This window comes from Verrucomicrobiia bacterium, from assembly GCA_035629175.1.
Lineage (GTDB): Bacteria > Verrucomicrobiota > Verrucomicrobiia > Limisphaerales > DASXHY01 > DASXHY01.
Map to the genome: position 1 here is coordinate 37624 of DASPIL010000011.1, position 24847 is coordinate 62470.

Annotated in this window: 23 protein-coding genes; 6 read left to right on the forward strand and 17 right to left on the reverse strand. The window is 57.3% G+C overall.

Translation table 11 applies throughout. From position 1 onward, the window contains the following. Nucleotides 1–14 precede the first annotated feature (14 nt). The 4 genes from VEH04_01310 to VEH04_01325 all read right to left on the reverse strand — a co-directional run bounded on the left by VEH04_01310 (nt 15) and on the right by VEH04_01325 (nt 3012). Nucleotides 15–941, reverse strand: coding sequence for a hypothetical protein (locus VEH04_01310; protein ID HYG21388.1), 927 nt, complete (start codon nt 939–941; stop codon nt 15–17). Further along, a complete protein-coding gene (locus VEH04_01315; protein HYG21389.1) occupies nt 941–1723 on the reverse strand; it encodes an ABC transporter permease subunit in 783 nt (260 codons plus the stop codon). The genes VEH04_01310 and VEH04_01315 overlap by 1 nt, the downstream gene beginning before the upstream one ends. Continuing rightward, complete coding sequence (locus tag VEH04_01320) at nt 1720–2475, reverse strand: ABC transporter ATP-binding protein (protein ID HYG21390.1); 756 nt, start codon at nt 2473–2475, stop codon at nt 1720–1722. The genes VEH04_01315 and VEH04_01320 overlap by 4 nt, the downstream gene beginning before the upstream one ends. A 150-nt stretch (nt 2476–2625) precedes the next feature. Then, on the reverse strand, nt 2626–3012 hold the full coding sequence (locus tag VEH04_01325; protein HYG21391.1) for a type II secretion system protein: 387 nt from the start codon (nt 3010–3012) through the stop codon (nt 2626–2628). A gap of 458 nt (nt 3013–3470) precedes the next feature. Here VEH04_01325 and VEH04_01330 point away from each other — a divergent pair, with 458 nt between their 5' ends. Then, nucleotides 3471–4943 carry an O-antigen ligase family protein gene (locus VEH04_01330; protein HYG21392.1) on the forward strand — a complete coding sequence of 491 codons (1473 nt, stop codon included), beginning with the start codon at nt 3471–3473 and terminating at the stop codon, nt 4941–4943. Between the two features lie 8 nt (nt 4944–4951). Here VEH04_01330 and VEH04_01335 read toward each other — a convergent pair whose 3' ends face one another. Beyond that, nucleotides 4952–5935 carry a DUF362 domain-containing protein gene (locus VEH04_01335; GenBank protein HYG21393.1) on the reverse strand — a complete coding sequence of 328 codons (984 nt, stop codon included), beginning with the start codon at nt 5933–5935 and terminating at the stop codon, nt 4952–4954. Between the two features lie 20 nt (nt 5936–5955). Beyond that, complete coding sequence (locus VEH04_01340) at nt 5956–6846, reverse strand: hypothetical protein (GenBank protein ID HYG21394.1); 891 nt, start codon at nt 6844–6846, stop codon at nt 5956–5958. 264 nt (nt 6847–7110) lie between these two features. Here VEH04_01340 and VEH04_01345 point away from each other — a divergent pair, with 264 nt between their 5' ends. Genes VEH04_01345 through hemC form a run of 4 tightly spaced genes read left to right on the forward strand, consistent with a single transcriptional unit; the run spans nt 7111 to nt 11406 of the window. Continuing rightward, nucleotides 7111–8478, forward strand: coding sequence for a S8 family serine peptidase (locus VEH04_01345; protein HYG21395.1), 1368 nt, complete (start codon nt 7111–7113; stop codon nt 8476–8478). A gap of 9 nt (nt 8479–8487) precedes the next feature. Further along, nucleotides 8488–9318, forward strand: a complete 831-nt coding sequence (gene ccsA, locus VEH04_01350; GenBank protein ID HYG21396.1) for a cytochrome c biogenesis protein CcsA — start codon at nt 8488–8490, stop codon at nt 9316–9318. Nucleotides 9319–9334: 16 nt separating this feature from the next. Beyond that, nucleotides 9335–10387, forward strand: a complete 1053-nt coding sequence (gene hemA, locus VEH04_01355) for a glutamyl-tRNA reductase (protein ID HYG21397.1) — start codon at nt 9335–9337, stop codon at nt 10385–10387. A gap of 44 nt (nt 10388–10431) precedes the next feature. Continuing rightward, on the forward strand, nt 10432–11406 hold the full coding sequence (gene hemC, locus VEH04_01360; protein HYG21398.1) for a hydroxymethylbilane synthase: 975 nt from the start codon (nt 10432–10434) through the stop codon (nt 11404–11406). Nucleotides 11407–11411: 5 nt separating this feature from the next. Here hemC and ccsA (VEH04_01365) read toward each other — a convergent pair whose 3' ends face one another. The 10 genes from ccsA (VEH04_01365) to VEH04_01410 all read right to left on the reverse strand — a co-directional run bounded on the left by ccsA (VEH04_01365) (nt 11412) and on the right by VEH04_01410 (nt 23464). Beyond that, nucleotides 11412–13409, reverse strand: a complete 1998-nt coding sequence (ccsA, locus tag VEH04_01365) for a cytochrome c biogenesis protein CcsA (protein ID HYG21399.1) — start codon at nt 13407–13409, stop codon at nt 11412–11414. Further along, complete coding sequence (locus VEH04_01370; GenBank protein ID HYG21400.1) at nt 13406–14554, reverse strand: cytochrome c biogenesis protein ResB; 1149 nt, start codon at nt 14552–14554, stop codon at nt 13406–13408. The genes ccsA (VEH04_01365) and VEH04_01370 overlap by 4 nt, the downstream gene beginning before the upstream one ends. Next, complete coding sequence (locus VEH04_01375) at nt 14551–15714, reverse strand: hypothetical protein (GenBank protein HYG21401.1); 1164 nt, start codon at nt 15712–15714, stop codon at nt 14551–14553. Before VEH04_01375 ends, VEH04_01370 begins: the two co-directional genes overlap by 4 nt. 174 nt (nt 15715–15888) lie before the next feature. Then, nucleotides 15889–17403, reverse strand: coding sequence for a transcription termination factor Rho (gene rho / locus VEH04_01380; protein HYG21402.1), 1515 nt, complete (start codon nt 17401–17403; stop codon nt 15889–15891). Nucleotides 17404–17557: 154 nt separating this feature from the next. After that, nucleotides 17558–19717: a ribose 5-phosphate isomerase B gene (gene rpiB, locus VEH04_01385; protein ID HYG21403.1), complete on the reverse strand. Its 2160-nt coding sequence runs from the start codon at nt 19715–19717 to the stop codon at nt 17558–17560. A gap of 54 nt (nt 19718–19771) precedes the next feature. After that, the gene (locus VEH04_01390) at nt 19772–20872 is read right to left on the reverse strand and encodes a S41 family peptidase (protein HYG21404.1); all 1101 of its coding nucleotides are present in this window, start codon (nt 20870–20872) and stop codon (nt 19772–19774) included. Between the two features lie 95 nt (nt 20873–20967). Then, complete coding sequence (locus VEH04_01395; GenBank protein HYG21405.1) at nt 20968–21714, reverse strand: hypothetical protein; 747 nt, start codon at nt 21712–21714, stop codon at nt 20968–20970. Further along, nucleotides 21711–22574, reverse strand: coding sequence for an HDOD domain-containing protein (locus VEH04_01400; protein HYG21406.1), 864 nt, complete (start codon nt 22572–22574; stop codon nt 21711–21713). The genes VEH04_01395 and VEH04_01400 overlap by 4 nt, the downstream gene beginning before the upstream one ends. After that, complete coding sequence (locus tag VEH04_01405) at nt 22571–22906, reverse strand: hypothetical protein (GenBank protein HYG21407.1); 336 nt, start codon at nt 22904–22906, stop codon at nt 22571–22573. The genes VEH04_01400 and VEH04_01405 overlap by 4 nt, the downstream gene beginning before the upstream one ends. 144 nt (nt 22907–23050) lie before the next feature. Continuing rightward, nucleotides 23051–23464, reverse strand: a complete 414-nt coding sequence (locus VEH04_01410; GenBank protein ID HYG21408.1) for a response regulator — start codon at nt 23462–23464, stop codon at nt 23051–23053. A 254-nt stretch (nt 23465–23718) separates the two neighbouring features. Here VEH04_01410 and VEH04_01415 point away from each other — a divergent pair, with 254 nt between their 5' ends. Further along, a complete protein-coding gene (locus VEH04_01415; protein ID HYG21409.1) occupies nt 23719–24042 on the forward strand; it encodes a DUF883 family protein in 324 nt (107 codons plus the stop codon). 110 nt (nt 24043–24152) lie between these two features. Here VEH04_01415 and wrbA read toward each other — a convergent pair whose 3' ends face one another. Next, a complete protein-coding gene (gene wrbA / locus VEH04_01420; protein HYG21410.1) occupies nt 24153–24770 on the reverse strand; it encodes an NAD(P)H:quinone oxidoreductase in 618 nt (205 codons plus the stop codon). Between the last annotated feature and the right edge of the window lie 77 nt (nt 24771–24847).

A 24847-nucleotide genomic window follows, 5' to 3' on the forward strand; every position in this document is an offset into this window, starting at 1 on the left:
AAACCACCGGGCAGCTATTGGTCGGCAGGTTGCGTCTGAAGTTGCTCGATGCGCTTCTGAATATTTTCGGGGTTCGGCGAGAAGCGTTTCATCAGATTGAGATAATGGATGGCCTCATCCAGCCGCTTTTCCTCCAATGCGGTCTTGAACATTCCGCCGAGGATGCGTTCCGCAAGAAAGTTGTTCGGTTCTTCCTTGCCCGTTTCAGTATCAAACCAACGCTGCATCGCAGCATGCCAGAGATTCCGCGCTTGGGCTGGATCCCTGCGGTTCTCGAGCTTAAGCCACGCGAGTTCGTTCAGCAGTTCGGGATTTCCTGGATTCCGGCGCAGGCCTTCGCGAAGAAATTGCTCAGCTTCATCCACTTTGTTGAGACGGCTCCGCAGCCAGTACGCCGCGACTGTGAAAGACTCGATGCTTTGGGGATTCAATTCCGCCGACAATTTCAACCATGGCAACATTTCGCGTTCCGCCCCCTTCTCGAGGTGAACGTGATCGGCGGCATGGAATTTTTGACGAAAACGACTGATCCAGTCGCTGGGCCCGGCCGCCGGTGATTCCGGTTCCGTGGCGGCATGCTCAATTGCGTCCGCATGAGGCTCACCAGCATGGTCGTGATGTTCGTGCCCATCCCCTTCATGATGCTCATGACCGCCGTGGGCCTCGTGAACCACCCCTTCGCCCTGAGCTTCACCCGCCATGTGGTTTTCCTTCGGCCGCCCGCCGCCTTCGAATATCGACGGGTAATTTCCCCTGTGAAAATAGACGTCTGCCTTGGCAAAAATTTCATTGGCAAACAGCATGCGCCCTTCGCCCAGCAGCAAGGCCACGAAGCTTTCGGCTGCTGGCCCGGAACGGGACACCTCCCCCTTTCGTGCTATGAGCGTTGACAACGAAAAGCAGGCGATCAACAGCAAAACTAGAACAAGTTTGGATCGCATCAAGCCTGGTTCAAGGGTCTGCGGCGGAAAGCCAGGCACGCACCAATCAGAAACACCGCTGTATAAAACCACCCGTAGAGAGTTGCCAGGACGATGTCCAGCCACGCGACGGGCGGCCAGTCATGAATGACGCGCGCGCGAAGGTCATAGAAATCGAGGTGCGGCAAGCCATAGTAAATCACGCTCACGATGGATGATACAGGTTCCTTCATGCGCATCGCCAGAGTGTTCAGGAACGGTCCGATGAAGAGAATGCCGAGGGTGATGATGAACACCAGGGTTACATTAGCCGCGGGAGTGCTCATGACGATTGAGCCGAGCAAGGTCAGGGCAATCACGATTCCGAGCATCTGCCAATGCATCCAAAGCGCTTGCACGTAATTGGCGAATGGAAAACCCGATTCGCGAGAGATGCTTACCAGTGCGAAAAAAATATAGAGAACAAACAGCGCCATTCCCGCGGCAAGCCAGCAGCCCAGAAATTTGCCCAGCAACACCTGCGGCCGGCTGATTGGTTTTGCGAGCAGCGGGAATATGGTGCGGCTCTCCCGCTCGGATGGAATCTGGCGCGCGGCGGTTGTGATCGCCACAACGAGCGCCGCGATCCAAATCAACATCAAACAGATTTCCTTGAGATAACGCGCAATGCGGTCGTCATCGAAGAAACGCACCGATCCTGAAATCAATGTGATCAGGACAGTGAGGATGAAAAGAACATAGAAATCCTTGCGACGAAACAGTTCCTTGATGGCGATTCCGGCGACAGCGATGATCTTGCTCATAATTGCGCCTGAGGCTGGTAACCCACGATTTTCAGAAAAATCTGCTCGAGATTGGCCTGATGCTCTTGAATGAGGTCGGCGACCCGTCCTTCAACTTTCAATTCGCCCCGATGCAGGATCGCCACCCGATCGCAAACGGTTTCCACCTCGCCGAGTTCGTGAGAGGAAAAGAACACTGTTTTTCCCTCGTCCTTCAAACGCTGTATGATCTCGCGCACCTTCATGCGTCCGAGCGGATCGAGGCCGCTTGTAGGCTCGTCGAGCAGGAGCAGGTCAGGATTATTGATGAGCGCCTGCGCCAGCCCGGCCCGTTGCTGCATACCCTTTGAATACGTGCGGATGGGTCGCTTTCGGGCGTGGTCCAGGTCGACCAGCTTCAGGAGGCGGTTAATTCGCTGCTCGGTTTCAGCCGCTGGTATTTCGAAGATCTTTGCGTAAAACCGGAGGAGTTCTTCTGCAGTGAGAAACTTGTAGTAGTAGGTCAGCTCGGGAAGGTAACCGATTCGCTGGCGCGCGATGGGTTCCCGCACGTTGACATCGAAAAGATAAGCATTGCCCGCGCTCGGGTTTACATAGCCGAGCAGGACATTCATCGTGGTGGTTTTGCCCGCTCCGTTGGGCCCGAGGAAACCGAACACCTCGCCGGCATTCACAGTGAGGTTCAGGCCCTTGAGAGCCACCTTCGTCTCGTGTTTGATTTCGCGGCTCCGATACTCCACCCGCAAATTTTCTGTCTTGAGAATGGCATTCATACATTCAATCCCAACCGCCACCGGTCAACCTAAGATTCATAGGTCTGAGAGGATGCAGCGTGCAACCTTTATCGACGCGACACGGAAAACCGGGAGTGAAAAAGAAACAGCCCGAAGCGGGTGCTTCGGGCTGTTTGAGGAGAATTCAGACTAGCTGCCGCCGCCACCGGATTCGGCCAGCGTGTGAGGATACTCTGCTGACGTGTTCGAGCAGCTCGGGGCAACGTCCGCTGCTCCGACAGCATACGTGTCGGTTTTCGTCTTCGGACAGGTCGGGAACGAGCCAGCGGATCCGCGGCCCATATACTTGGCCAGGTCAGTCTTGGCGAGAGTGGCGTTGTTGCCTTCTTCAAGCAACTGCTGCTGCTTCGCGCCGTCAATCTGGCGAAGATTGTTGATGCAGGCATTCTTCTGGGAGGTCGAGCGCGCGCGCACGAAGTTCGGGATCGCGATTGCAGCCAGGAGGCCGATGATCGCAACCACGATCATGATTTCCACCAGCGTGAAGCCGGCCTTGCGGGAGGTTTTAATTTTCATACTACGTTGTTTACCTTTCGTTCGCGGCGTGAACTCGGCATCAGGCTGTTTATATCAGGACTGTTGGCGTTCACTTATTGCCTGCTGCCAACCGCACTTTCACTTTTAGCACAGTGGATGCCAAGCACCCGCTGCCTCTGTTTTCCAACACCAACCAACATCCGGAGTTTCAAAACCGCTAAAAATGGCCTGAATTCCGTTAGTCCCAAGGACGTTCCCCGTACATCGGAACCACGGTGTGTAGCAAATCAGGACACGACATTCCATCTCCTATTCACATTTCTCAAGCGGAAATCTCTTAACCCGGAATTGACTGGCCAGCGAACCTCATTTGAAGGGCGTGAACAGGCGCAATTGACATTCCGCTTGCCCTCGGGCCGAACTTGAGAATTATTCGGCTGTGCTCCAGATCGAAGGACCCGTCCACGCCCGTGTGCCGCACGGAAACCTGTGCTTTTATGCTTGAGGAGGTGCGTCGCGACGAGTTGCCGGGCACTTCCAGCCCGGAGGGAAACGGCCGCGTTTCGCCTGCCTGCAAACTGGGTCAAGGGCTCCTCCTGGCATTTGCCGCGGGTTATCCGCTCGTCACGTGGTCAGGTTGGATTGCAAGCACCCACGCGAAGTCCTGGGTTCTCGCCGGATTCACCACGCTCATCGGGATATTGCTGCTGAATCATGTCTGGCGCGTCCCCTCCCCGAGGCTAGTATCGAAACGGATGCAATGGATACCCCTGGTTTGGGTTTTCCTAAGCGTGTATACGTGTTTCCTCCTCGGTCCCTCGTTGGACGCTTTCGGCTTCACATTCGTCACGTTCGTGTGGTCTCAGCTGGTGATTCGCCACTCAACTTGGGCGGGCAACCTTCCGAAAAGCGTTCTTCACCTGTTGCTTTGGTTTAGCGCGGTTGCCTGGGTTTGCACCTTTGCAACCAAATATCAATACGTGGCCCTCTCGGGGAATCATTATGGCAAGACCGGCTTTGTATCCCTGGGCTGCTGCACCCTGGTCTTTGTTGCGGTGGTATTATGGTTCCGTCAGGTGTCCGACGTAAAAAGGGCCATGGTTTGGATGGTCAGGGGCGGCGCTGTTGCCTGCCTTCTTGGATTGTGGCAGTTCTTCGATCAAAAAGGTTTGGCGACGCGCCTTTTTCCCGACCTTTTGAAGGATCCCCGATCGATGGGAACGTCGGGCCACGCCAATTGGTTTTCCACGTATTTGCTCCTGCTGTTTCCCCTCGCGACGTGCTGCTTCCTTTCAGTTCGACGGCCTCTCTGGCTTGCTGCCTGTGGATTGATCTATGCAAACATCCTCACGGCACAGACTCGTGGCGCCTGGGTCGCGCTTGCGTCGTTTTTGGTAATCGCGGTTTTCACACAGAAAGAATTTCGCAAACGGATGCTGCTGCTCGGCCTTGTGATGGCGCTTGTCACGGCGGCGCTTGCGCCTTTGCACAATTGGCAACTTCTGAAGCGGGCAAATTCGCTGAAAGACCAGGCTTCCCTGGCAGCAGCCGGGGCATCCCACGCGGGAACCGGGCGTCTGGGATTCTGGAAATACGCCGTCAACCGTTTGCCCAGGCACGCGGTTATCGGATCGGGATTGGATACATATGCGGAGGTGGCACCCGCCGGCACCAAGGCCCCGAATACAAAAGCGCATTCCATTTATTTCGAGTACGCGCTGTGTTTGGGTATTCCTGGGCTGGTCCTCTATCTCGGCTTTTTGTGGCGATGCGCAGGCGGGACCGCCCACTCGCTGCTTTCGTGGACGTTGAAAGCAACCATCGCAACCTATCTTGTGCAGGGAGTGTTCATTCACGACACCCTTCACTCGTGGCCGCTCGTTTGGCTGATTGCAGCCCTCGCTGTCGTGTTACGCAGGAATGACATTCCTACGGTCGATGCCCACAGTGTGCGCCCGCCGGGTTCGTGACTTCCCGTTCAGGAACGCAAATTTTGCTGGGCAGCGATATGGGGCAACAGACGAAAGGGGCGGCGAACGGACTCAATGGATTCGCCCACTTGGGTGATCCGCGCCTCATCGATTGCAAATCCTTCCTTGCCTGCCATATGAAGGTGCTGAACACGCGCGGGGTCCACGTCCATAATCCGAGCGCAGGTCGCGTCTACAGCTGGCAAATCGGTGCCCATGACAATCACACCGGCATCAACAGGATCGCCCATGATCGGCCCGTCCCCTTCCATTCCGACGATGCCGTCGACGATCGCCAGCTGCGGTCTTAGGTTCAAAGCAATATCGGCGATGCATTCATTGAGGCCCGCCTGATGGAGCACATTCTTGGGCCAGCCATAATAGCTTCCTGGCATGACACCAAAAAGATTCTTCATGGACAATGTCACACCGGCCCAATGATGCGTCTTCATCTTTGGCATCGACACGATCCAATCCGTTTCTCGGAAGATGCGGGGGAACGCAAGACGCGGCAGGGTGGAAAATCGCGTGCGATTTTTTACCAGCCAGGGATCCTGGTAATTCAGGTCAACGAATGCAGTGCGATCCGTGGCGAGGACTTCGCGCAGGCCGCTCTCTTCAAAGACGAGCAACGTATCCAGGCAATGTCCCGAGCCTTCCGCCACGATGACGGAGGCGGCACCCAGGCGTCGAAAAGCCGTCACAGCCGCGCGCACCAATGCTGGATGCGTGTTCACGTGCGGAGCCGAAGAATCGACTTCCACCAGGTTAGGCTTCAAAAGGATGCGTTTGTCTTTAACCGTTGCAGCATCAATCCCCAGTTCCAGCAAGCCTCGGACGATGAGCTTTTCCAGCGGGAGCAAATAATTCGATGCTTTGACGATCGCCACCGCGGACCGCCTGTGACGTTGCCATGTATGGAGAAGGCCTGCACCGCTGAGGATTGCCGCACCGCCGAGCACGCCAGTTGTTAACCATTGCCTGCGTGTCATTTGATGGGAGCGATTGGCGTTCATGCAGCAGGTCCTGAGAGAAGCGGATGTCCTTGCTTCGCGTGCAGTGCGCACTGAAGGAGGCAAAGGAGTACCATGTCGTATCCCCCAACCTCCGCCTCACGTTCGAGACACTCATCAATCCACACGGGGGCCTCCTCAACAAGCTCGTCGGATGCCGTCAATCCAATGATTCCCCAGCCGAGGGAGAGCGGAGTACGAATCCGGCGAATGCTCTGATCCAAATAACGGACGCTGTTCGACAACGCGAAGGCCTCGCCGGCACGCGACAGGGCGGTCAGAGCCATGCCCGTGCTGTGCGGCATCGGCCGCAATTCCAAGCCGTAAACCGTGGTGTTCCCAAAATTCCAACCACCGCCGGACAGCTGTCGATTCAAAATCATCCGCCGCGCCTGAACACAACGGTCATCTGCGGTCCGTCCGCAGGCACCCAGGGCCAACAAGGAGAGAACGGTGGGCTCGATCCATGAGTGGGTACCATCCACCCATGGCCACCCCCGCAGCGAAGTGTCGTGACCAATAGTCCGAGTACCACGACTTGGGTAATGCAAACCGTGCCATCGCAAAAGGAACTCCTGCGCCCCTGCCAGCGCTGAAGGCGCGTTTCCCTGCCGCTGCCACGCCAGCATAGCAAGGGGCGTCGGCCATGCCGCCTCGGGAAATTCAGGGTTAATGGGGACACGGCCGTCGGGCAACTGCCGTTCTTGAAGCTGACGGCCGATAGCCTCGAGTTGAGGCCGGAGAACCCTGCTGCCCCAGAACGCTACAATCAGCCAGGCTGCAACATCGGCACGAACGTTTCCATGACGCGAATGTCCTGCGTCAAAGTACTGGACGACCCGGCTCTCCAAGCGGGCGGAGACTTCGTTGCGCGATACCGTTTTTTCCACAAAGACACTGCTGTAGCACGATAAAGGCCATCCGCCGCGAGCCTTCGCCCCGCAGCGAATCGCTCGGATTTATCGGTTTGGGGTGGCTCGAGACGCCTTGCGGAAGACTTCTGCGAAAAAACTGCCGGTGAAATTTTACCGCCGGCGTCCGCCGCGCCGAGGCGAACCGCACCCTCCTCTTTCATTATCAGATTACTTGTCTATAGTGTCGCCATGGAATGCCGCCTTCCTAGCATCAGTCTCGCCTTTTGCCTGCTGACTTTAATGTCACTAGCGCAGTGGCAGATGCTGGCTGCCGACACCCTGCACTGGAACACGAACAACAACCGGGTGAGTGCAGATATTGCCTCTGCCCCCCTGTTGCGCGCTTTGGAAGGTGTCTCGCATTTGACTGGGTGGCATGTGTTTCTGGAATCGAATGCCTCGCGAAATGTATCGGCGAAATTCAGCGACCTTCCTTCCGGCGAAGCATTGCGCATCCTTCTCGGCAACTTGAACTTTGCCCTCGTTCCAGGAAGCAACTCTCCCGCGCGCCTGTATGTGTTTCACACCCTTCAACGAAACGCGACATTGCGGGTTCAACCCGGCGCGATCTCTGCAGCTTCGCAAAAATCCAAGCCCATCCTGAACGAGTTGGAACTTATCCTTCGGCCTGGCGCAAGCCTTGGTAATCTGCCATGCCTCGAAAACGCAAAGGTTTTGGGCCGCATTGATTCAATCAATGCCTATCGACTTCAACTCAACGATGAAGCCTCTGCTCAGGCAGTCCGCGAGTGCCTGGCAAACCATCCCGATGTCGAGTCGATCGAGTCCAGCTACGCCATTGAACGCCCAGACGGAGCCCAACAACTGGCGCAGTCCGGCTCGGCCGATTTCGATCTGCAACTGAAGGAACCGACGGGCGACTGCGCACCCATCGTTGCCGTGCTCGATACACGCGGGATGCAATCGGTGCCCAAGGAATACGCAAAGTTTCTTCTGCCCGGCCTCAGTGTCATCGACAGTGCGAATCGGGAAGGCGCGGCCGCACCCGTGTCCGCTGGCGAACTGACGCATGGACTGGCCATGGTCCACACCGTCCTTCAAAGCGTTCAAACGACGACATCGAGCGGCAGTTCCGGCGTTCGTGTCCTGCCGGTCGACATCTACGGCAACAACCCGACGACGAGCACATTCGACGTGGCCCGCGGAATTCAACAAGCCGTCAACAACGGCGCGAACATCATCAACATGAGCCTTGGCAGCAATGGCGACAGCACCGTACTGCACAACCTCATCAAGAAGGCGTCAGATCAGGGCGTTGTCTTTTTTGGAGCTGCTGGAAATGAACCGGTAACCACCCCCGTATATCCCGCCGCGTATCCGGAAGTCGTTGCTGTCACTGCTGGCAACAGGGCCGGCCAGGTTGCGGACTATGCCAATCGTGGCGCCTTCGTCGACCTCATGACGCCAGGGACAACGGTCATTAGCCTGGACGGAAAATCCTATGTGATGAATGGGACGTCGGCTGCGACGGCATATGCGTCAGGCATCGCAGCCGCCCTCGCTGACATGAACCGCAACTGCCCGCCTGGCGTGATCCCGACCATGAAGAGCAAGCTGGGAGTGACAAGTGTACCGCAAGCATACTAATTTCTTCACGTGCCCTGGTTGACTGACCGACATTTTTTTCTTCTCGCTGTGATCGTTTACGGTTGCAGCATGCTCTACTCGATTTTTCTTTGGCGCCACGGATTTCGCAAAGATGATCGAGTGAATTACTGCCTTCTCGCGGTGGCGTTCGCATTGCACACCACGGCAATGGTGCTGCGCGGATTCTCCTTCAATCGCTGTCCCGTCAACAACTTGTATGAGGCCATCACGTTTCTGAGCTGGACCATTGTGGCGAGCTACCTCGTGCTCGGCTTGTTCAGCCGCCTGCGGTTTGTGGGCGCGTTTGCATCGCCGATCCTGTTTGCCATCGGCGTGTTTGCCCTGATGCCGCCGCTCGACCAGGTGCGCGGGCCGGCTCCCAATTTCCACACCGACTGGGGCAGCATTCACGGCACGCTGATCCTGCTCTCCTGCGGCGCCTTTGGGTTGAGCGCGATCGCGGGAGCGATGTTTCTCACGCAGGAACACGATTTGAAGTACCAAAAACAACGCGCGATGTTCTCGATGCTTCCTCCCATTCAACGGCTCGAGAGGGTGATGAACCGCCTCCTTGCGGCGGGCATCATTCTGCTCACCCTCGGACTCGCGTTTGCACCATTATTAATTCGCGAAGCCGAGGCGCAGGGCCGGGAATTTCGGGGGGACCCTATCCTCTACTATTCCGGATTCATCTGGGTGGTTTATTGCATTCTGTTCGTGTCGCGCTGGAAGTTCGGCCAGGTCGGCCGCCGCTTTGCATGGGGGCTCGTCGGCAGTTTCGCCTTTGTTCTGCTCACTTTCTGGGGTTTCATCCTGATCTCTCCGCTGCACACCCAATGACTCGGTCCGCACGCTCATGCCCATCGTTGTCATCGGTCTAAGTCATCGCTCCGCTCCCGTTGCCATACGGGAACGGTTTGCATTCGAGGACGCGCGCATCCCGGCCGTGCTCCGGCTGCTGCGGGACCAACAGATCGTCGACGAAGCGGTGATCCTGTCGACCTGCAACCGTGTTGAAATTTACGCGGCCACCCGGCAGCAGGCGGCCTCGACGTTCACCGAACTGCGAAACTTCCTGATGACCTGCCACGAATATCGGGATCCGTTGACGGACGAAATCTACGTCCTGGGCGAACCCGACAGCGTGCATCACCTCTTCCGTGTGGCGTGCGGGCTGGACTCGATGGTGCTCGGCGAAACAGAAATCCTGGGCCAGTTGAAGAAGGCTTATGAGCTTTCGCTTCAGCATCAGCACACGGGCCCCCGTTTGAACAAGGCATTCCAACGGGCGTTCAACGTTGCGAAGCATGTGCGCACCGAAACCGCCATTCAACGCGGCAGCATTTCAGTCGCATCCGTTTCGGTTGAGCTCGCCGAAAAGATTTTTGAATCCCTCAAGGGTCGACAGGTAATGGTGATTGGCGCAGGCGACATGAGCGAAAAAACCGCGCGCGCCTTGCTATCCCGCGGCGCAACGGGGCTGGTGGTGGCAAACCGGTCACTCGAACGTGCCGCAATTCTCGCCCAGGAATTGGGCGGACGCGCGGTGCAGTTCGAAGATTGGGCCGCTGAATTTGAGAAAACTGACATCGCCATCAGCAGCACGTCCGCCCCGAATCATATTCTGGATCGCACGCGGCTCGCCCCGCTGATGAAGACGCGAAGAAACCGCCCGCTGCTGCTGATCGACATCGCTGTTCCGCGAGACATCGATCCCGAAGTCATTCTGATCCCAAACGTATATCTCTACAATGTCGATGACCTGCAAACCATAGCGGACGATTATCTCGCGCATCGGAGGGATGAAGTTGCGCGCTGTGAACAGATTATTCGCGACAAGGCCAGGCCCTTGCTGGAGCCGCCACCAGGTGGGGAAGGCAATCCGATGCGGCCCGCCTTCGGCCGTTGATTTTCGTCGCGAACGCAGAGTTGCCGCGCTACTTTCCAGCACACTTGAATACGAATCGCACTCTCTTCATCGCGACGCGCGGCAGCGCACTGGCATTGGCGCAGGCGAACATGATTCTTTCCCGTTGCCGCGCAGAATTTCCGCAGGGAAATTTTGAGTTGAGAATCATCAAGACCACGGGAGATAAACTTCAAACCGCCTCCCTCGCGCAGGAGAGTAAATCGCTTCCAAAGGGATTGTTCACCAAGGAACTCGAAGTCGCGTTGCTCGACGGTTCCGCAGACCTGGCGGTTCACAGTCTGAAGGATCTTCCCACGGAACTTCCCGCCGGGCTCAAGCTGGGAGCCGTTGGCGGAAAGCGGGAGGACGTCCGCGACGTGCTGCTCTACCGCGATGAGCGGATCGGCGCTAAACTGCGTGGTTTTCCGCCGCGCATGAACATCGCCGACCTCCCAACCGGCGCTACAATCGCCACGAGCAGCACGCGTCGCAAGGCGCAGTTGCTCGCTCAGAATTCGAACCTCAAGACGCCAGACATCCGCGGCAATGTCCTGACGCGCCTGCAGAAGCTCATGAATCAGCCTGAGCTCGACGGGACGGTTCTCGCGTTGGCGGGCATCACGCGGCTGCATTATCGCGTAACAGCAGAAGGATATTTGACGGGACCTGATGTCCCTGAGGGAATTCTCGCGACGGTTCTGGATCCTGAGGTGATGCTGCCCTGCGTGGGCCAGGGAGCGATTGGAATTGAATTGCGAAGCGATGATCCTGCCATATCAGAGCTCTGCGATAAGTTGAATGATCTTCCCACGCTGCAAGCCGTCACCGCTGAGCGTGCATTCCTAGCGGCGATGGGCGGCGGATGTCAGAGCCCGGTCGGCGCATATGCGGAACGCGCAGGAGCCAATCTGAAAATGCGCGTTGCGTCATTCATCGGCGAAACGCGCCGCGCTGACGGCCAGGGCGCAGCGGACGAAGCTGCCGAGCTGGGCCAGCGACTCGCCGCCCAGCTTCGTTGATTTCCTCAACCGACCGCCGCAGCGGTTCGGTTCGATCCGTGCGGGTCGCCTGTTCCGGGAGGAGGCTGCCGATTCTGGAAGCTCTTCCACATGTGCAGCGGCAACCCAGCCAGAATCATGATCGCGACCTGGCTGGCAGTGAAGAGCACCAGCCACTTGAAGGCCTCGTCCATGAAGCCGTAGGAGTGAAGCCCGATACCCAGCATGTTGACGCCGAACCATGAGAACGACGTCACGACATTGCCGAAGATTGCAAGGTTCATGATACCGCGATCGCGCAGCAATCCGCCCCAACGTGCGTGCAGGACGATGGCGTTCCACAAGACGATCAGGAGGGCACCGTTTTCCTTTGGATCCCATCCCCAGAATCGGCCCCATGATTGATCCGCCCAGATGCCACCCAGGACGGTTCCGACAAAACTGAAGAATGTCGCAAAGCAGATGATAGCGTAGACCATTCGCGACAACGCTTTGCCGAGGTTTGTGTCCCCTGCCGCCGTCTTCTTCACACTTGTGGTGAGCAGTGGGGTGAAAATCCCGAGGACGATATACGCCAATGCCAATGCCCCTGCGACGAAGGTCGCCGAATATCCGATCGTGATTGTTACAACGTGGGTGGCGAGCCAGAAGTTCGTATCGAGAACCGCCACCAGCATTTTCATCGTATCGCCATCCAGCGCCAGGTTGTGCGCAATCAGGAGCGTGATGAATCCGGTCAGCGCCGCGACGGCCGCGCCCAAGCCAATCCGGTAAATCCTTTCCAAAATCAGGCCGAGGAGACAGGCGGCCCAACCAATGAAGATGGCGGACGAGTAAAGATTCGTCACAGGTGGCCGGCCTTCCAGCACCATTCGGAAGATAATTCCGAAGGTGTGAACAACGAACGCCAGTCCTATCAAGTAGAATGCTGACCTTCGCAATGATTCTGACAAGGCAGGCAAGCTACCAAAGGTCAGGAGCGCGCCGCCCGCTAGCAGAAAGGCCACGATGTAGATGATGATTGCATGCAGAAACGCTTTCACCTGGTTGTAATAATACTCGGCGCGTGCCTTAGACACTTCCTTGCCGAATTTGGGCGTAAGCCATTCGCGATACCCGGCGACCGCAGCGTTGAACGCTGCGGCATCTCCCTGGCCATAGCTGTCGGCCATCCGCGAGAAAAACGGAACGGCGGGATGAATCTGGTTTCCAGTTTGCAATGTGTCGAGCATCCCGACCCCGAGATTCACCCAGCCAGTTCGGTTGGTCTCGGGATTGAGTGGAGGCAGCACCAGCGGCTCTGCAAGGTTTGCAATTGCATCGAAAGGACGAACCACCCGTGCGAAACGTTCCAGCGCCTCTCGATCCGGCGTCTCGCCTGATTGACGCGCGCGAAACGCAGCGACACCCGCTGGCAGCGCGCTTTGGAACTCGTCCACCAACGCGCCCAGACTTGCCGCTCCTTCAGGCTCGATGCTGTTCTTAAGCTTCTGGTAGAGAAAAACCGCGTTCGCCAGCTTGAGGATCTGCTTGTCGTACGTGCCCCGCTGCGCATCCTCCAATTTCGCGGCCTTCGTTGCCTGTGCTTCAATCTCGCGCAGTGAAGGTTGAACTTCCGCAAATGTGTAATAGCGCAAGCCGGATTTTTCGATGCCTTTTTCCTCGAGTTTCAATTCGCTCAAGATCTCGGGATGATGGATGAGAAAAATCGGACGCGTGTCCGCGAGTTCAGGCTTGAAAAGGACTTCCAACAGCCATTCGGTGGAGCGCAACTTCTCGGGGTGATGCCAAAACTTCCAGCTCGGGACAAGCTCTAGCGGCACGTCGCCCGTGCTTCGCATCTGCAGCAATGAATTGCGCGCGACGGAATCGAAAGGTTGAATGCGTCCGTTCAAAAGAACAGGCAAGCGTCCGAACTCCCGCGTATGAAGCTCCCCATTTTTGCGGGGTTGGAACACGACCACGAGTTCGACCGTGAACAGAGCGAGAAAAAACCACGGAACAACTTTCAACAATCCTTTCATGACTTCCTCCGTTTCGCTGCAAATCCGACCAGGTGAATTCCAAATTGCGAGGTCAACCCAAGCGAGACCAATACGCAGGCGAGATAGGGCGTAAGCCAGCTCGGATTCCGCACGACCTGCAGGATGCTGCCCTTGTCGTCGGCATCGAAACTCGATTGATAGTACGTCTCACCCTTGTAGCGCAACGGCGTGTTCATCTTGATCAGCACCTGCCTGTCCTCACCTGTCTGCGGGTTCACCACGCGAACCATGCTCGAGTAGTTCTTTGCAATCGAAGTTCCCGGATAAAGGTCGTGATTGAACTCCACGAGGTGAATGTGGAACGGCTTGTAGAAGCGGCGCAGGCGCAGCTCCAGCAGAAAACGCTTTCCATCCAGCACCAGTTCCTGCGGATTTTTCAGGAACGCCGAAATGAGGTACGTGCCGGCCGAGCCTTTAGGGCCGATCACCTCGAACAAACCCGACGGCATATCGCGCCGGTCCATGGCAGTCTCCTGCGGCAGCTCCTTCCAGAAGATTCCGGCGCCCACCCCGGCAGTTGCAGCAACCTGCTCATATCCTGCTTCCGCATTCTGCACGAGCGATGAGTTGGCGTAGTATTGTTTCAGCAACAGCCTGAAAGGAAGTTCTGACTGCGTGATTTCGCGATCAGAGCGCAATGCTCGCGCAGGCACGCTCACAATGCGATCGGCTGCAGGATCCGAAACATCGGTAATAGTAAGCTCGAATTCGCGCGAGGATTCAGAATAGTTTTTTGCCTCGCCTTCCCGCAGGTGCAGAATGCTTTCTTCCGCAAGAAAGTCCGTGAGAAACTGGCCGAGCAGCAGCAGGACGAGTCCGATGTGAATCAGCATGATGCCCACCTTCTTCCATCCGGCCTTGTAGTAGCGAAAATGCGAAGCGAAAAGATTGATGATCATCAATCCGCCCACCAGGTAGCCACCAGGGAAAATCGGGATTCGAAGATTCGATCCGCGGGGCTGCCATGTCACACAGAAGCTGCGAAAGAATTCGTTCTGGGCCTGATACAAACCAAGGTGCACCTGCGCGAGCGTTCCCCAAAAGATCAGGATGATCGCCAGAGCGAGCAGGACGACCGTTAATCGCAGCGAGGTAAAAAGGCGGTAGAGTCGGTCCAGGATCATTGGTGTTTCGCGGATTGCACAAATTTGATGAAGTTATCGCGTTGCGCCGAAACGAGATTCGCTTCGCCGGCAAGTTTGTAGAAGAAGGTTTGGCCGGGGCGCGGAACCATAATGCCGATCACTCGCGTTGGCTGGCCAGAAGCGGGATCAGTCCCCGATATCTCGATCGCGGTTCCCTTGCCCTCGGCGAGATCCATCTGGGTGCTTTGCTGCCGAATGTCGGCTTCCGCTGCTTCAGCAAGGCCGATCTGACGGCGCCACCGGTTAACGTTGGCCGCAAATCCCCCGCCTTCTCCCGCTGAAGCACTTACGTTCACGGCTGCCTGCGCGGTGCCGGAACCCGTGATTATGAATTTTCCGACGAGAAACTGGCCGCCTGCAACTTCCTTCCAATCTGCTGGCACCGTCCATTGGGGCTGCCCCTCACGGGAAATCGGACCCGCACTCGCCACTGCTGCGGCAGCACCCATGCCATCGATGGGCGGATGCGACGGCGGCAACATCCCTGCAGACGGCGCGGCCTCGAACCGCACCGACTTCATGAATTCCAACAACGCCGGCTTCTGCGATGCGACCAATGCATCGTCACCCGACATTTTATAAAACCAGGCACTGCCATCGCGGTGTTGAATAACTCCGATGACCCGCATCGGATCGCCGCTGCCAGGATTGGTTCCCGCAATGTCGTAAAGCTCGGCCGGTTCCCCTGCAACCTCGACCTTCTCCGCCGTCTTTTTCAACGCGTCCTCGGCAAGAGGTTCAAGGCTGACCTGCCCGCGCCATCGATTTACGTTGGCGACATCGCCCCCAGCGCCGCCTCCGAGCGGCATCACGCTGACGTCGGCTTGCTTGCCATCCTTTTCGATCTTGAAAGACGCAACCCGCATCGAACCGAGCGGAGCCTCGCTCCAGCCGGCCGGCGTCGTGAACGCAAGCTTCGGCCGATGCATCATACCCATGCCCATATCCATCCCGGCAGGCATGGTGGCACCCGGTTCCGGATGGCCAGGTGGCAAGGCTCCCGTGGGCACGGACGTGGAGGACTGCTTCGGAACGACGGTAACTGTTGCCTCGTCGCGGCCGCATCCCGCAAGGCAGGAGACTGCAATGGAGAGCGTTAAGAAAGGGGCAAGCGAACGGAGCTGTTGTTTTTGCTTCATGGGCTGCTGTTGTTGTCGCGGACACACTAGCGCGTGGCGCATTCGCCGCACGTCATTCTTTGCCAATTGCGGAACATCTGTTGCATACACCATAGCAAAATCCGCACAGGGTGAAAGCAGAAGCACGCCAGGAGATCCTGGCGTGCTTGCCCGGCCAAATTGCCTCGGAATCGCCTAACCGACACTCATCCCGAGCAAAAATTCAATATTGCTGCCCGTTTTCTTCAATTTGTTCAGCATGAGCTCCATCGCCTCGACCGGCGGAACTCCGGTCAGCGCCCGCCGAAGAATGACAACCTTGTTGTACTCGTCCGGGTGATACAGCAGCTCTTCCTTGCGCGTTCCAGAGCGTTCAATGTTAATCGACGGAAAGATGCGCCGGTCGACAAGCGAACGATCCAGGTGGACTTCCATGTTTCCCGTGCCCTTGAACTCCTCGAAAATCACTTCATCCATGCGGGACCCGGTGTCGACGAGGGCGGTGGCGATAATCGTCAGCGATCCGCCTTCCTCAATATTTCGCGCCGCGCCGAAAAAGCGCTTCGGCTTGTGCAGCGCGTTGGCATCCACACCGCCCGATAGAATCTTTCCCGAATGCGGCTGCACGGTGTTGTAGGCGCGCGCGAGGCGGGTGATTGAATCCAGCAGGATCACAACGTCGCGCTTGTGCTCGACCATGCGTTTCGCCTTCTCAATCACCATTTCCGCCACCTGCACATGCCGCTCCGGCGGTTCATCGAAGGTCGAGCTGATCACTTCGGCGCCACGACAGGAACGTTCCATGTCAGTAACTTCTTCAGGACGCTCATCGATCAGCAAAATGAAAAGATACGCTTCCGGGTTGTTCTTCAGGATGGCATTCGCAAGTTTCTGCATCAGCACGGTCTTGCCCGTGCGCGGCGGGGCGACGATGAGTCCGCGCGAACCTTTGCCGATCGGGCAGACAAGGTCCAGAACGCGGGTCGAGAGTTCGTCGGAAGCCGTTTCGAGAAGGAACCGCTTGTTCGGAAACAACGGCGTCAGGTTATCAAAATGCGTCTTGTCCTTGGCCTTCTCAGGGTCCTCCTGATCCACGCCTTCGACTTTGAGAAGAGCGAAAAAACGCTCCTTGTCCTTCGGCGGCCGGATCTGGCCAGCGATCAGGTTCCCTGTTTGCAGATCAAAGCGGCGAATCTGCGACGGCGAGACGTAGATGTCCTCAGGGCACGGCAAATAATTAAAACTCTGCGACCGCAAAAAACCAAAACCTTCCGGCAGAACCTCGAGAACCCCTTCGGAGAACAGCACGCCGGCGCGCTCAGCGTTCTTCTGCAGGATCTGGAATATGACCTCGTGCTTTCGCATCGTGCCGAAATTCTCAACCCCCAGCTCGCGGGCCATGTTGTTCAGATCTGTCATCGACATCGCCTGCAGCTTCGCGATGTGCAACGAAGTCGCGATATGATCCTTGCCGGTCCCCTGCCCCTCGGTCTTCCGTGACGGCGGCTCGACGGCTTCGGAATCGCTGGTCTCGATTGGACGAGTGGGCGGCTGGAGTTCCGCGGGAGCGGCCGGGGCGTCATGGACTTCCACTGCAGCAGGTGCGGTCACGGTCTCTGTCGCAGGCATTTCAGCAAACGTCGCCTGTTGTGGCGTTCGCGCCTTTGATGCGCGTGGAGCTCTTGGCTTCTTCGTACTGGCTCTAGGCATAGGTCAAATCAAAATAAATTTCCAATTACTGAAAAAACAACAGGTGAAAACTGGGGCGTCACCAAAGCCCAGCGACGATTGGAGGCTCTATCGATTAGATCAAATTGGAGTGACTGCCAACCGCGGGATTTGCACCGTAAGGTCCCGAATTTCGTCAATAAGGCAAGGGGAACCTTGCAGTGAGTTCGCGGACACGTTGGCGCACTTTGGTGATGGTGTCAACATTCTTGATGTCCATCAGGACCTCGCTGATCATGTCGGCAATCGCCGCCATTTCCTGCTCCTTCATACCGCGCGTCGTGACCGCCGGCGTGCCCAGGCGAACGCCACTTGCCTGGAACGGGGATCGCGTTTCAAATGGAATGGTGTTCTTGTTGGTCGTGATTCCAGCCTCGTCGAGCGCGATCTGGCAATCCTTTCCAGTCAGGTTCTTGGCACCCACGTCAACAAGCATCAGATGGTTGTCGGTGCCGCCACTGATCAGGCGGAAACCGTTCTGCTTCATGCCTTCGGCCAGGGCCGCGGCATTGCGAACGATCTGTTTCTGGTATTCAACGAACGTTGGCTGCAACGCTTCCTGGAAACACACCGCCTTGGCGGCAATCACGTGCATCAATGGTCCGCCCTGGATTCCAGGGAAGGCCTGTGAGTCGATCTCCTTTGCGTACCGCTCGCGGCAAAGGATCAGTCCCCCACGCGGTCCCCGCAGAGTCTTGTGCGTTGTCGTCGTTACAAAATCGGCATGATCGATCGGGCTTGGATGAATACCCGCCGCCACCAAGCCCGCGATGTGCGCAATGTCAGCCAATAGCAGCGCCCCCACTTCACGGGCGATCTCGCCCATGCGCTTGAAATCAATGATCCGCGGATAAGCGCTGGCGCCGACAGTGATCATGCGCGGCTTGTGCTCACGAGCCATCCGGGCGAGCTGATCGTAATCGATGCGTTCATCCTCTTTGCGAACCCCATAGTGAACGATTTCGAAAAACTTGCCTGAGAAGTTGGCTTTGTTTCCATGCGTCAGATGTCCTCCGTGGCTGAGGTCCATGGTCAACATCTTGTCGCCGGGCTTCAGCATCGCAAAGTAGACGGCCATATTTGCGCCCGATCCGGAATGCGGCTGGACGTTCGCGTGTTCGGCTCCGAACAACTGCCGTGCGCGATCGATTGCGAGCTGCTCAACCACGTCCACATTCTCACATCCCCCGTACCAGCGCTTCCGCGGATATCCTTCCGCATACTTGTTTGTCAGCACTGAACCCTGGGCTTCCATCACCGCGGGACTTGTGAAGTTTTCGCTGGCAATCAGTTCGATGTTTTCCTGCTGCCGGACACGTTCGTGGTCGATGGCGCTGGCGATTTCGGGATCGACGGTTTTCAGTTTCAATTCGCGACGGATAAATGAGGTTTCCATTTTGCTGACGCGGCGCTCGTGACGGCCGCCTTCAAATTTTGATTCGAGAAACGTATCGACGATCCGTTCCGCCATGTCAGTTGGCGTTGTCTTCGCCGCAATGCAGACAACATTGGCATCATTGTGCTGGCGTGTAACGGCTGCCGTCTGTTCGTCTGAAACAAGGGCGGCACGAACACCCGGCACTTTGTTTGCCGCGATGCTCATGCCAATGCCGGTCGTGCAAATGAGAATGCCAAACTGCGCTCTCCCATTTGAAACAGCCTGGCTGACTGCATGCGCGTAATCCGGGTAATCCGTGGAATCCTTTGAATGCGTTCCAAAATCAGCAACGCTCAAACCGCGCTGTTCCAAATGCTTCCGTACGGCCTCTTTCAAGTCGAATCCAGCATGGTCAGCCCCAATCGCAACAGCCACTCCCTTCCCATCGATCGGAGCGTGCCCGCCGTGCTCGATAAACCGAAGCAGCGACACGATCCCCTGTTCAATTTGATCACGGCAATTCACGTAAACCTCATACGAACCGCCGATGGGATCGCTGATGTCCTTTTCAAACGTGTCGAGGGTTTCGTCGAATTCGCGAAGCAAAAACGTCTTCTCGGCCGCATTCGGATACAGGAGCATCACTGTGTCAACGTGGCTGTGGGTCATCCCGAAGATATAATCCGCCTGGTGCACCAACTCCGGCGTGAGCATCCGGCTGCGCTGGTTGGTGATGTCGATCCCAAGTTCCCTCGCGGCACGCACGGCATGGGCGCTGGGTGGCTGGCCTTCCATCGCCCCCAGGCCCGCCGACATCACGCGGTAACTGCCGCGTCCCTGGACCACGTGGCGAAAGATGCCTTCCGCCATTGGACTTCGGCAGACATTGCCCGTGCAAACAAAAAGAACCGTCTTCATCAAATTCGTGGGGGTTGAAATTGGGTGCGGGAAGCAGAATCGTCAACGGCGAAATCAAAGCCGCGACTGGCGCACCACAGCAAGTCCCTTTAGCAGGTCCAATGCCCTTGCGAGCGCGGGGTCGTTGACCACTGGGCGGTGTGGATTGGCGGAATTATTGTCGGATTGAGAGTTGCCCGGGCGCCCCGGCTGAGGAGTTTCCCCCGGCATTTCCGGCGCGTCGCTGCCACCCCCCCGGCGAATTCCGGCACGATGTTCGCGAACCAGTTCAGCCTCACCAAAACGCGTTCGCCGCGCTCCGGCCAATTGATTGGTGCCAACACCATTCGTCATCGCCCTCAAGCTGTCGGTGCGCGCGACCGAAAAGGCGTCGGCATAATATACCCGCTCTTCTTCTGCCGAGACCGTGACATCGATATCCGGCTTCACGCCGTTTGTTCCAATAAGGGTTCCGTTCGCGAGCGAAACCGGGTCCGCAGCCAGTCGTAACGTGCTGCCGTCCCTGAGCGGGTAGTCACGCACGATGAAACCGTGCCCGGCAGTCCTGTTTCCAAGGATCAGTCCGGCCCCGGTGGAACGCAGCACCGCTGCCAATGCCTCAGCCGCCCCGGAGGTATTGCGATTCACCAGGATTGCGAGCGGCAGCTGAATGGTATCGGTCTTGGCCGTGGAGGAAACCACTTCATCCGACCACTTCAACAATGGCTGCGCACCCGGAATGAACAGTTCCGCGCTCTTCCCCGCTGCCTCGTAATCCGTCCCACTCGTGTAGCGAAGGTCTATGACCACGCCCGTGAGCTTGATGGAAGAACTGTGCTGCTGGATCACCTTTTGCAGACTGGCTGGCAGCATGGAACTCACCGCGCCAATTCGCACATACGCGAGGTTGTCTTCAAAGACGCTCGAACGTGTAATGATTTCCGTTTCGGACGGCTGCGTGGCAGTGTTTGTGATCCACTGCGCGCGGGGGCTGAGTTCCGATACCAGCCCGCGGACTGCCGCGCGCTGCAACTCCGCATCATTCACGTTCGCGTTGGTGCGAATCAGCTGATACACCTCCGTAAAATCCGGCGCGTCGGCTGGCGCAGCACCTTTTGCAAGGGCCATTCCAGCCACGCAAAGGCAAATAAGAGAGGATATCCCGGTTCGTGTCATGACGCGCCCAAACTTGCGTTAGCGTAGTTTGAAAGTAAAGCGGGGAGGAACCGCGCCTGCGGCAGCAAAACCTCCCATCCCCATGGTTGCCGAAATCATTGCGGGCGAGGGCTCGCGACGCCCTCGAGAAACTTTTTGCGGCAATCAGGGCAAACCCCGTGAGTCACCGATGTGCGGGAGTTTTGGGCGATGTAGCGTTCGATCTGCTCCCAGTATCCCTGGTCATTCCGCACCTTCTTGCACCACGCGCAGAACGGCAGCAACCCGTCCAGCAAGTCAATGTGCGTCGTGAGCTGCCTCGTCCGCCGCAGCGTAGCCATTGCATCCGTGCTTTCTCCAAGCAAAACCGCCAGCACGCTGAACGTCACTTGATGCACGGCATCGGGCTTGAGCAGGCCACAGAACATGCCAAGCACCTGCGCCGAGAGCTTCAACGGCCGGAACACACAGCTGCTTGCAACGTTGTTGAATTCAGTGTTGAAAAACGTCGAATCGTCCTGCCGCAAGGCGCGCGCGAAACTGCCTGACTTTATCTCCTGCTCCACGATCCGCCAGAGAGTCACCTGTTCGCTGGCGGGAATTACCAGCGCGGGTTCAAAACTGAAATCTCCGGGATTTACCAGCCAGAATCCAAACGCGTGAAACAGCGCCAGCCCGCGGACATACTCGCCCGTTACATCCAGAATTCCGGCGGTATTTTCCTGCTCGTGCAGGTCCCGTCGAAAATGCTCCAGGGCAGCGAACAGCCCGAGCATCTCGCGATTTGCATCCAACGTTTTAAGACGCTCCAGGCCCGAGCGCATCAGGTCTGGATAAACAGATTGCGAATCGTCCCGTGTCATTGCCGGACACTCCTCAGGAAGACATCCTCCACGGCCGCAATCTGCTCGTCGATCCTCGCGACAAGGGACGGCAGCAATCCAGTGTGAAAGCGGATTTTCTGGCAGGCCTTGGCATTCAACGGCGGGACAAAACGCTCTCCCGACGCGCCGATCTCCAGGGCGTGCACCACGTAATCGGCGAGATGGACCGTCGAAGCCAGCTCAACCGCAATCTGCGCCATGAACGGCTGATGATGACAACCCACGGCTTCAACCAGCGTTCCCGGGTAGCGCCATTCCTTCAGCAGGACGGCTGCGATTTGCTGGTGATCAAAACCGAGAACGCGCGTCTCAGCATCGCGCAGCAAAACTCGCTCGCGCCCGTGCAGCGAGAACACTTTCTCGGCCCACGCCGGGGCCTCGCACAGCAACACCAGGCGGCCGATGTCATGCAGCATTCCGGCAACGAAATACTTGTCCATCCCCGGCAATTTCAGCTCGCTCGCCAGCAATCGGGCCGCGACTCCCACCGCGAGTGAATGCCGCCAGAACGACTTCATGCTGAGCCCCTCGGCAGAAACGCCCGCAAACCGCTCCACCACGCTGGATACCAGGATCAAATCCTCGACCTGCTGCACGCCGATAAGGCTGATCGCTTCCGTGACCGTTCCCACCCGGCTGGAAAATCCATAGAACGAGCTGTTCGCCAGCCGAAGAAGCCGGGCGGTGAGATCCGGATCCTTCTCAATGGCATCTCCCACGGTCACGAGGTTCGACTGGGGCGAATTCATTGCCGCCTCGATCTCTTCCAAAACTGGCCCGTAGGAGCCCAGCGAAGAAGGAATGCCTGCAATCAAATCGGCGACGCTGGGGGAAGTCATTGCTGGGGAATCATTTTTCGGGCATAACGCTGCAGAAGAATACGGCTGAGTTCCGTGAAGACTGGATCGTTGTCAGTGTCCCAAAAACGCTCGTGAATCTGCTGGTTCAATTGCGCGAGAACATCCGGATCGACGCGGGCGAGCGGGTCCGCTTCCTCAACAGCGCGGGAGTTTTGCACCTCAACTTCGTCAATCCCCCACGCTTGCAGAATCCCAATCTGGCGCTCCGTCAGCGCGCAACCGGCAGGAATGAGCAGGAGATCGTGAACGTTTTTCACGTCCGTTACGACGATCATACCTTCCTGCAGATTTGCTGTTGGGACGCGTGGCATTCAGCGTTTCTTTCAAAACGCGCCCATCTCTTACGTCACCCGACACAGCAGATCAATTGAAAATCAGCATGGTAACTCGCGGCGGCAAATTCTTGCCCGAGGGAAACGAAGCCCCTCCGGAAGGCGCACCTGAACCTGAAGCGATCAATCCGAACCGGCGCGCGAAACAGGTTGAACAATTCCAAAAACCTCCTGCAACTTTGCGGAGCTGGGCGGCTTGCCGAGGATGTCGAGCGCGCCCAATTCCATTGCTGCCTGGTGTTCCCTTTCCGCGAAGGAAGATGTCAGCATGACTACTGCAATGTTTCCAAAAGCCGGATGTTCCTTGAGCCATTGCAGGAATTCCAAGCCATTCATGTACGGCATGCGAATATCCAGCAGAATCAGATAAGGCAGAGGATACGCCTCACGATCCCCAAATTGTTCCTTTCCTTGCAGGTAGTCGATCGCCTCCTGTCCATTCGTCGCATTGTGCATCGGAGCCGCGATGCCCGCCTGACGCAACGCGCGTTCCACCAGAAACACGTCGTTCTGATCATCCTCCACCAGTAAAACCATAACAAACAAATTTATTTGGGCTGCCCGCGGATCCGAAGTGCCAACGTCCGTGTCAACCTTGCGTCCTGCGGGTCTGCCTCAGTTCCTAAACTGCTGCCCCGCACACTAGACGATTGAAGCCGTGATCGCAGTGGGGTTAAACCCGTTTTCGCTTTTGCGCTCGATGCAAGAAGATCCCCCAGTGGTCACTGGCAACGGATAATGCTACAGTCTCCGAGCAGCCCGGCTGCTTTAACAGCAACGAAAGGAAAAATATGGATACGCCGCTTGAAGGAATGAACGCAGGGAAAGCAGCTCTCGCGCGCGAACGCGTCACTGCTGATCTAAAAACCCTCGCCCGCGATGCCGAAGATTTGCTGAAAGCAACGGCAGGAGATCTGAGCGAGAAAGCCAAGGCCGCGCGCGCACGCCTCGGCGTGGCCCTGGAGCATGCAAAGGTGACCTGTGGCGAACTGCAGCAACAAACGCTCGCGGCCGCCAAGAAAACGGATGTGGTCATTCGCCAACACCCATACGAGACCATCGGCATAGCATTCGGTCTGGGCCTCCTCATTGGCGTCCTCGCGACGCGGAAGTAGCCGTCTTTCCGGCCACATCGGCAGAATATGCAAGCCGCGCTGGGTTGCTCGAAGCCCAGCGCCGGTCCGCTTGGCGTGCGGACATCAGCGCAGGAGGCGTTTCCCTGCCGTTACCCGCGTATTTTTTTGGCCAGTTCTGCCACGCGCTTGCCTTGTATGCGGCAGATCGTCAAATCTTCAGGTGCGGGCGCCAACTCACCTTTCGGACCCGCGATTGTCGTCGCGCCGTAAGGGGTTCCTCCCCTGGCCTCCGTGTGAATCATCCCGGGGCTCGAATACGGCACACCGACGATCACCATGCCCAGGTGAATTAACGGAATCATCATCGTGATGCACGTGGTCTCCTGGCCGCCGTGCGTCGATGCTGTTGAAGTAAATACCCCCGCTGGCTTGCCTTCCATTGCGCCTGATAACCATAGGCTGGCAGTTCCATCGATCAGCGCTTTCATCTGGGCGGTCATGTTCCCATAACGCGTCGGTGATCCGATCAAAAGTCCATCCGCATCGCGCAAGTCGTCCACCGTGCACACAGGAATGCTCTTCTGTTCCTTCCAAACCTTGGATGAATACCCTTCGCCAGATTCGAGCTCCTTCTCAATGTGCGGGAATTCGGGCGCGCGCCGAAAGACCGCTTCAATGCCTGCAACAGACTTGACGCCTTCTTCCACGGCTCGGGCGAGTTGCAGTGTGTGGCCGTAGGCGCTGTGATAGACGATGAGGACTTTCATAGTTTTAGAGATTAAGGTCGCTATTGCTGGTGGTTCTCACTGCCAGGCGTCGATTGCCAGGCAAGTGCGGAAAGCCG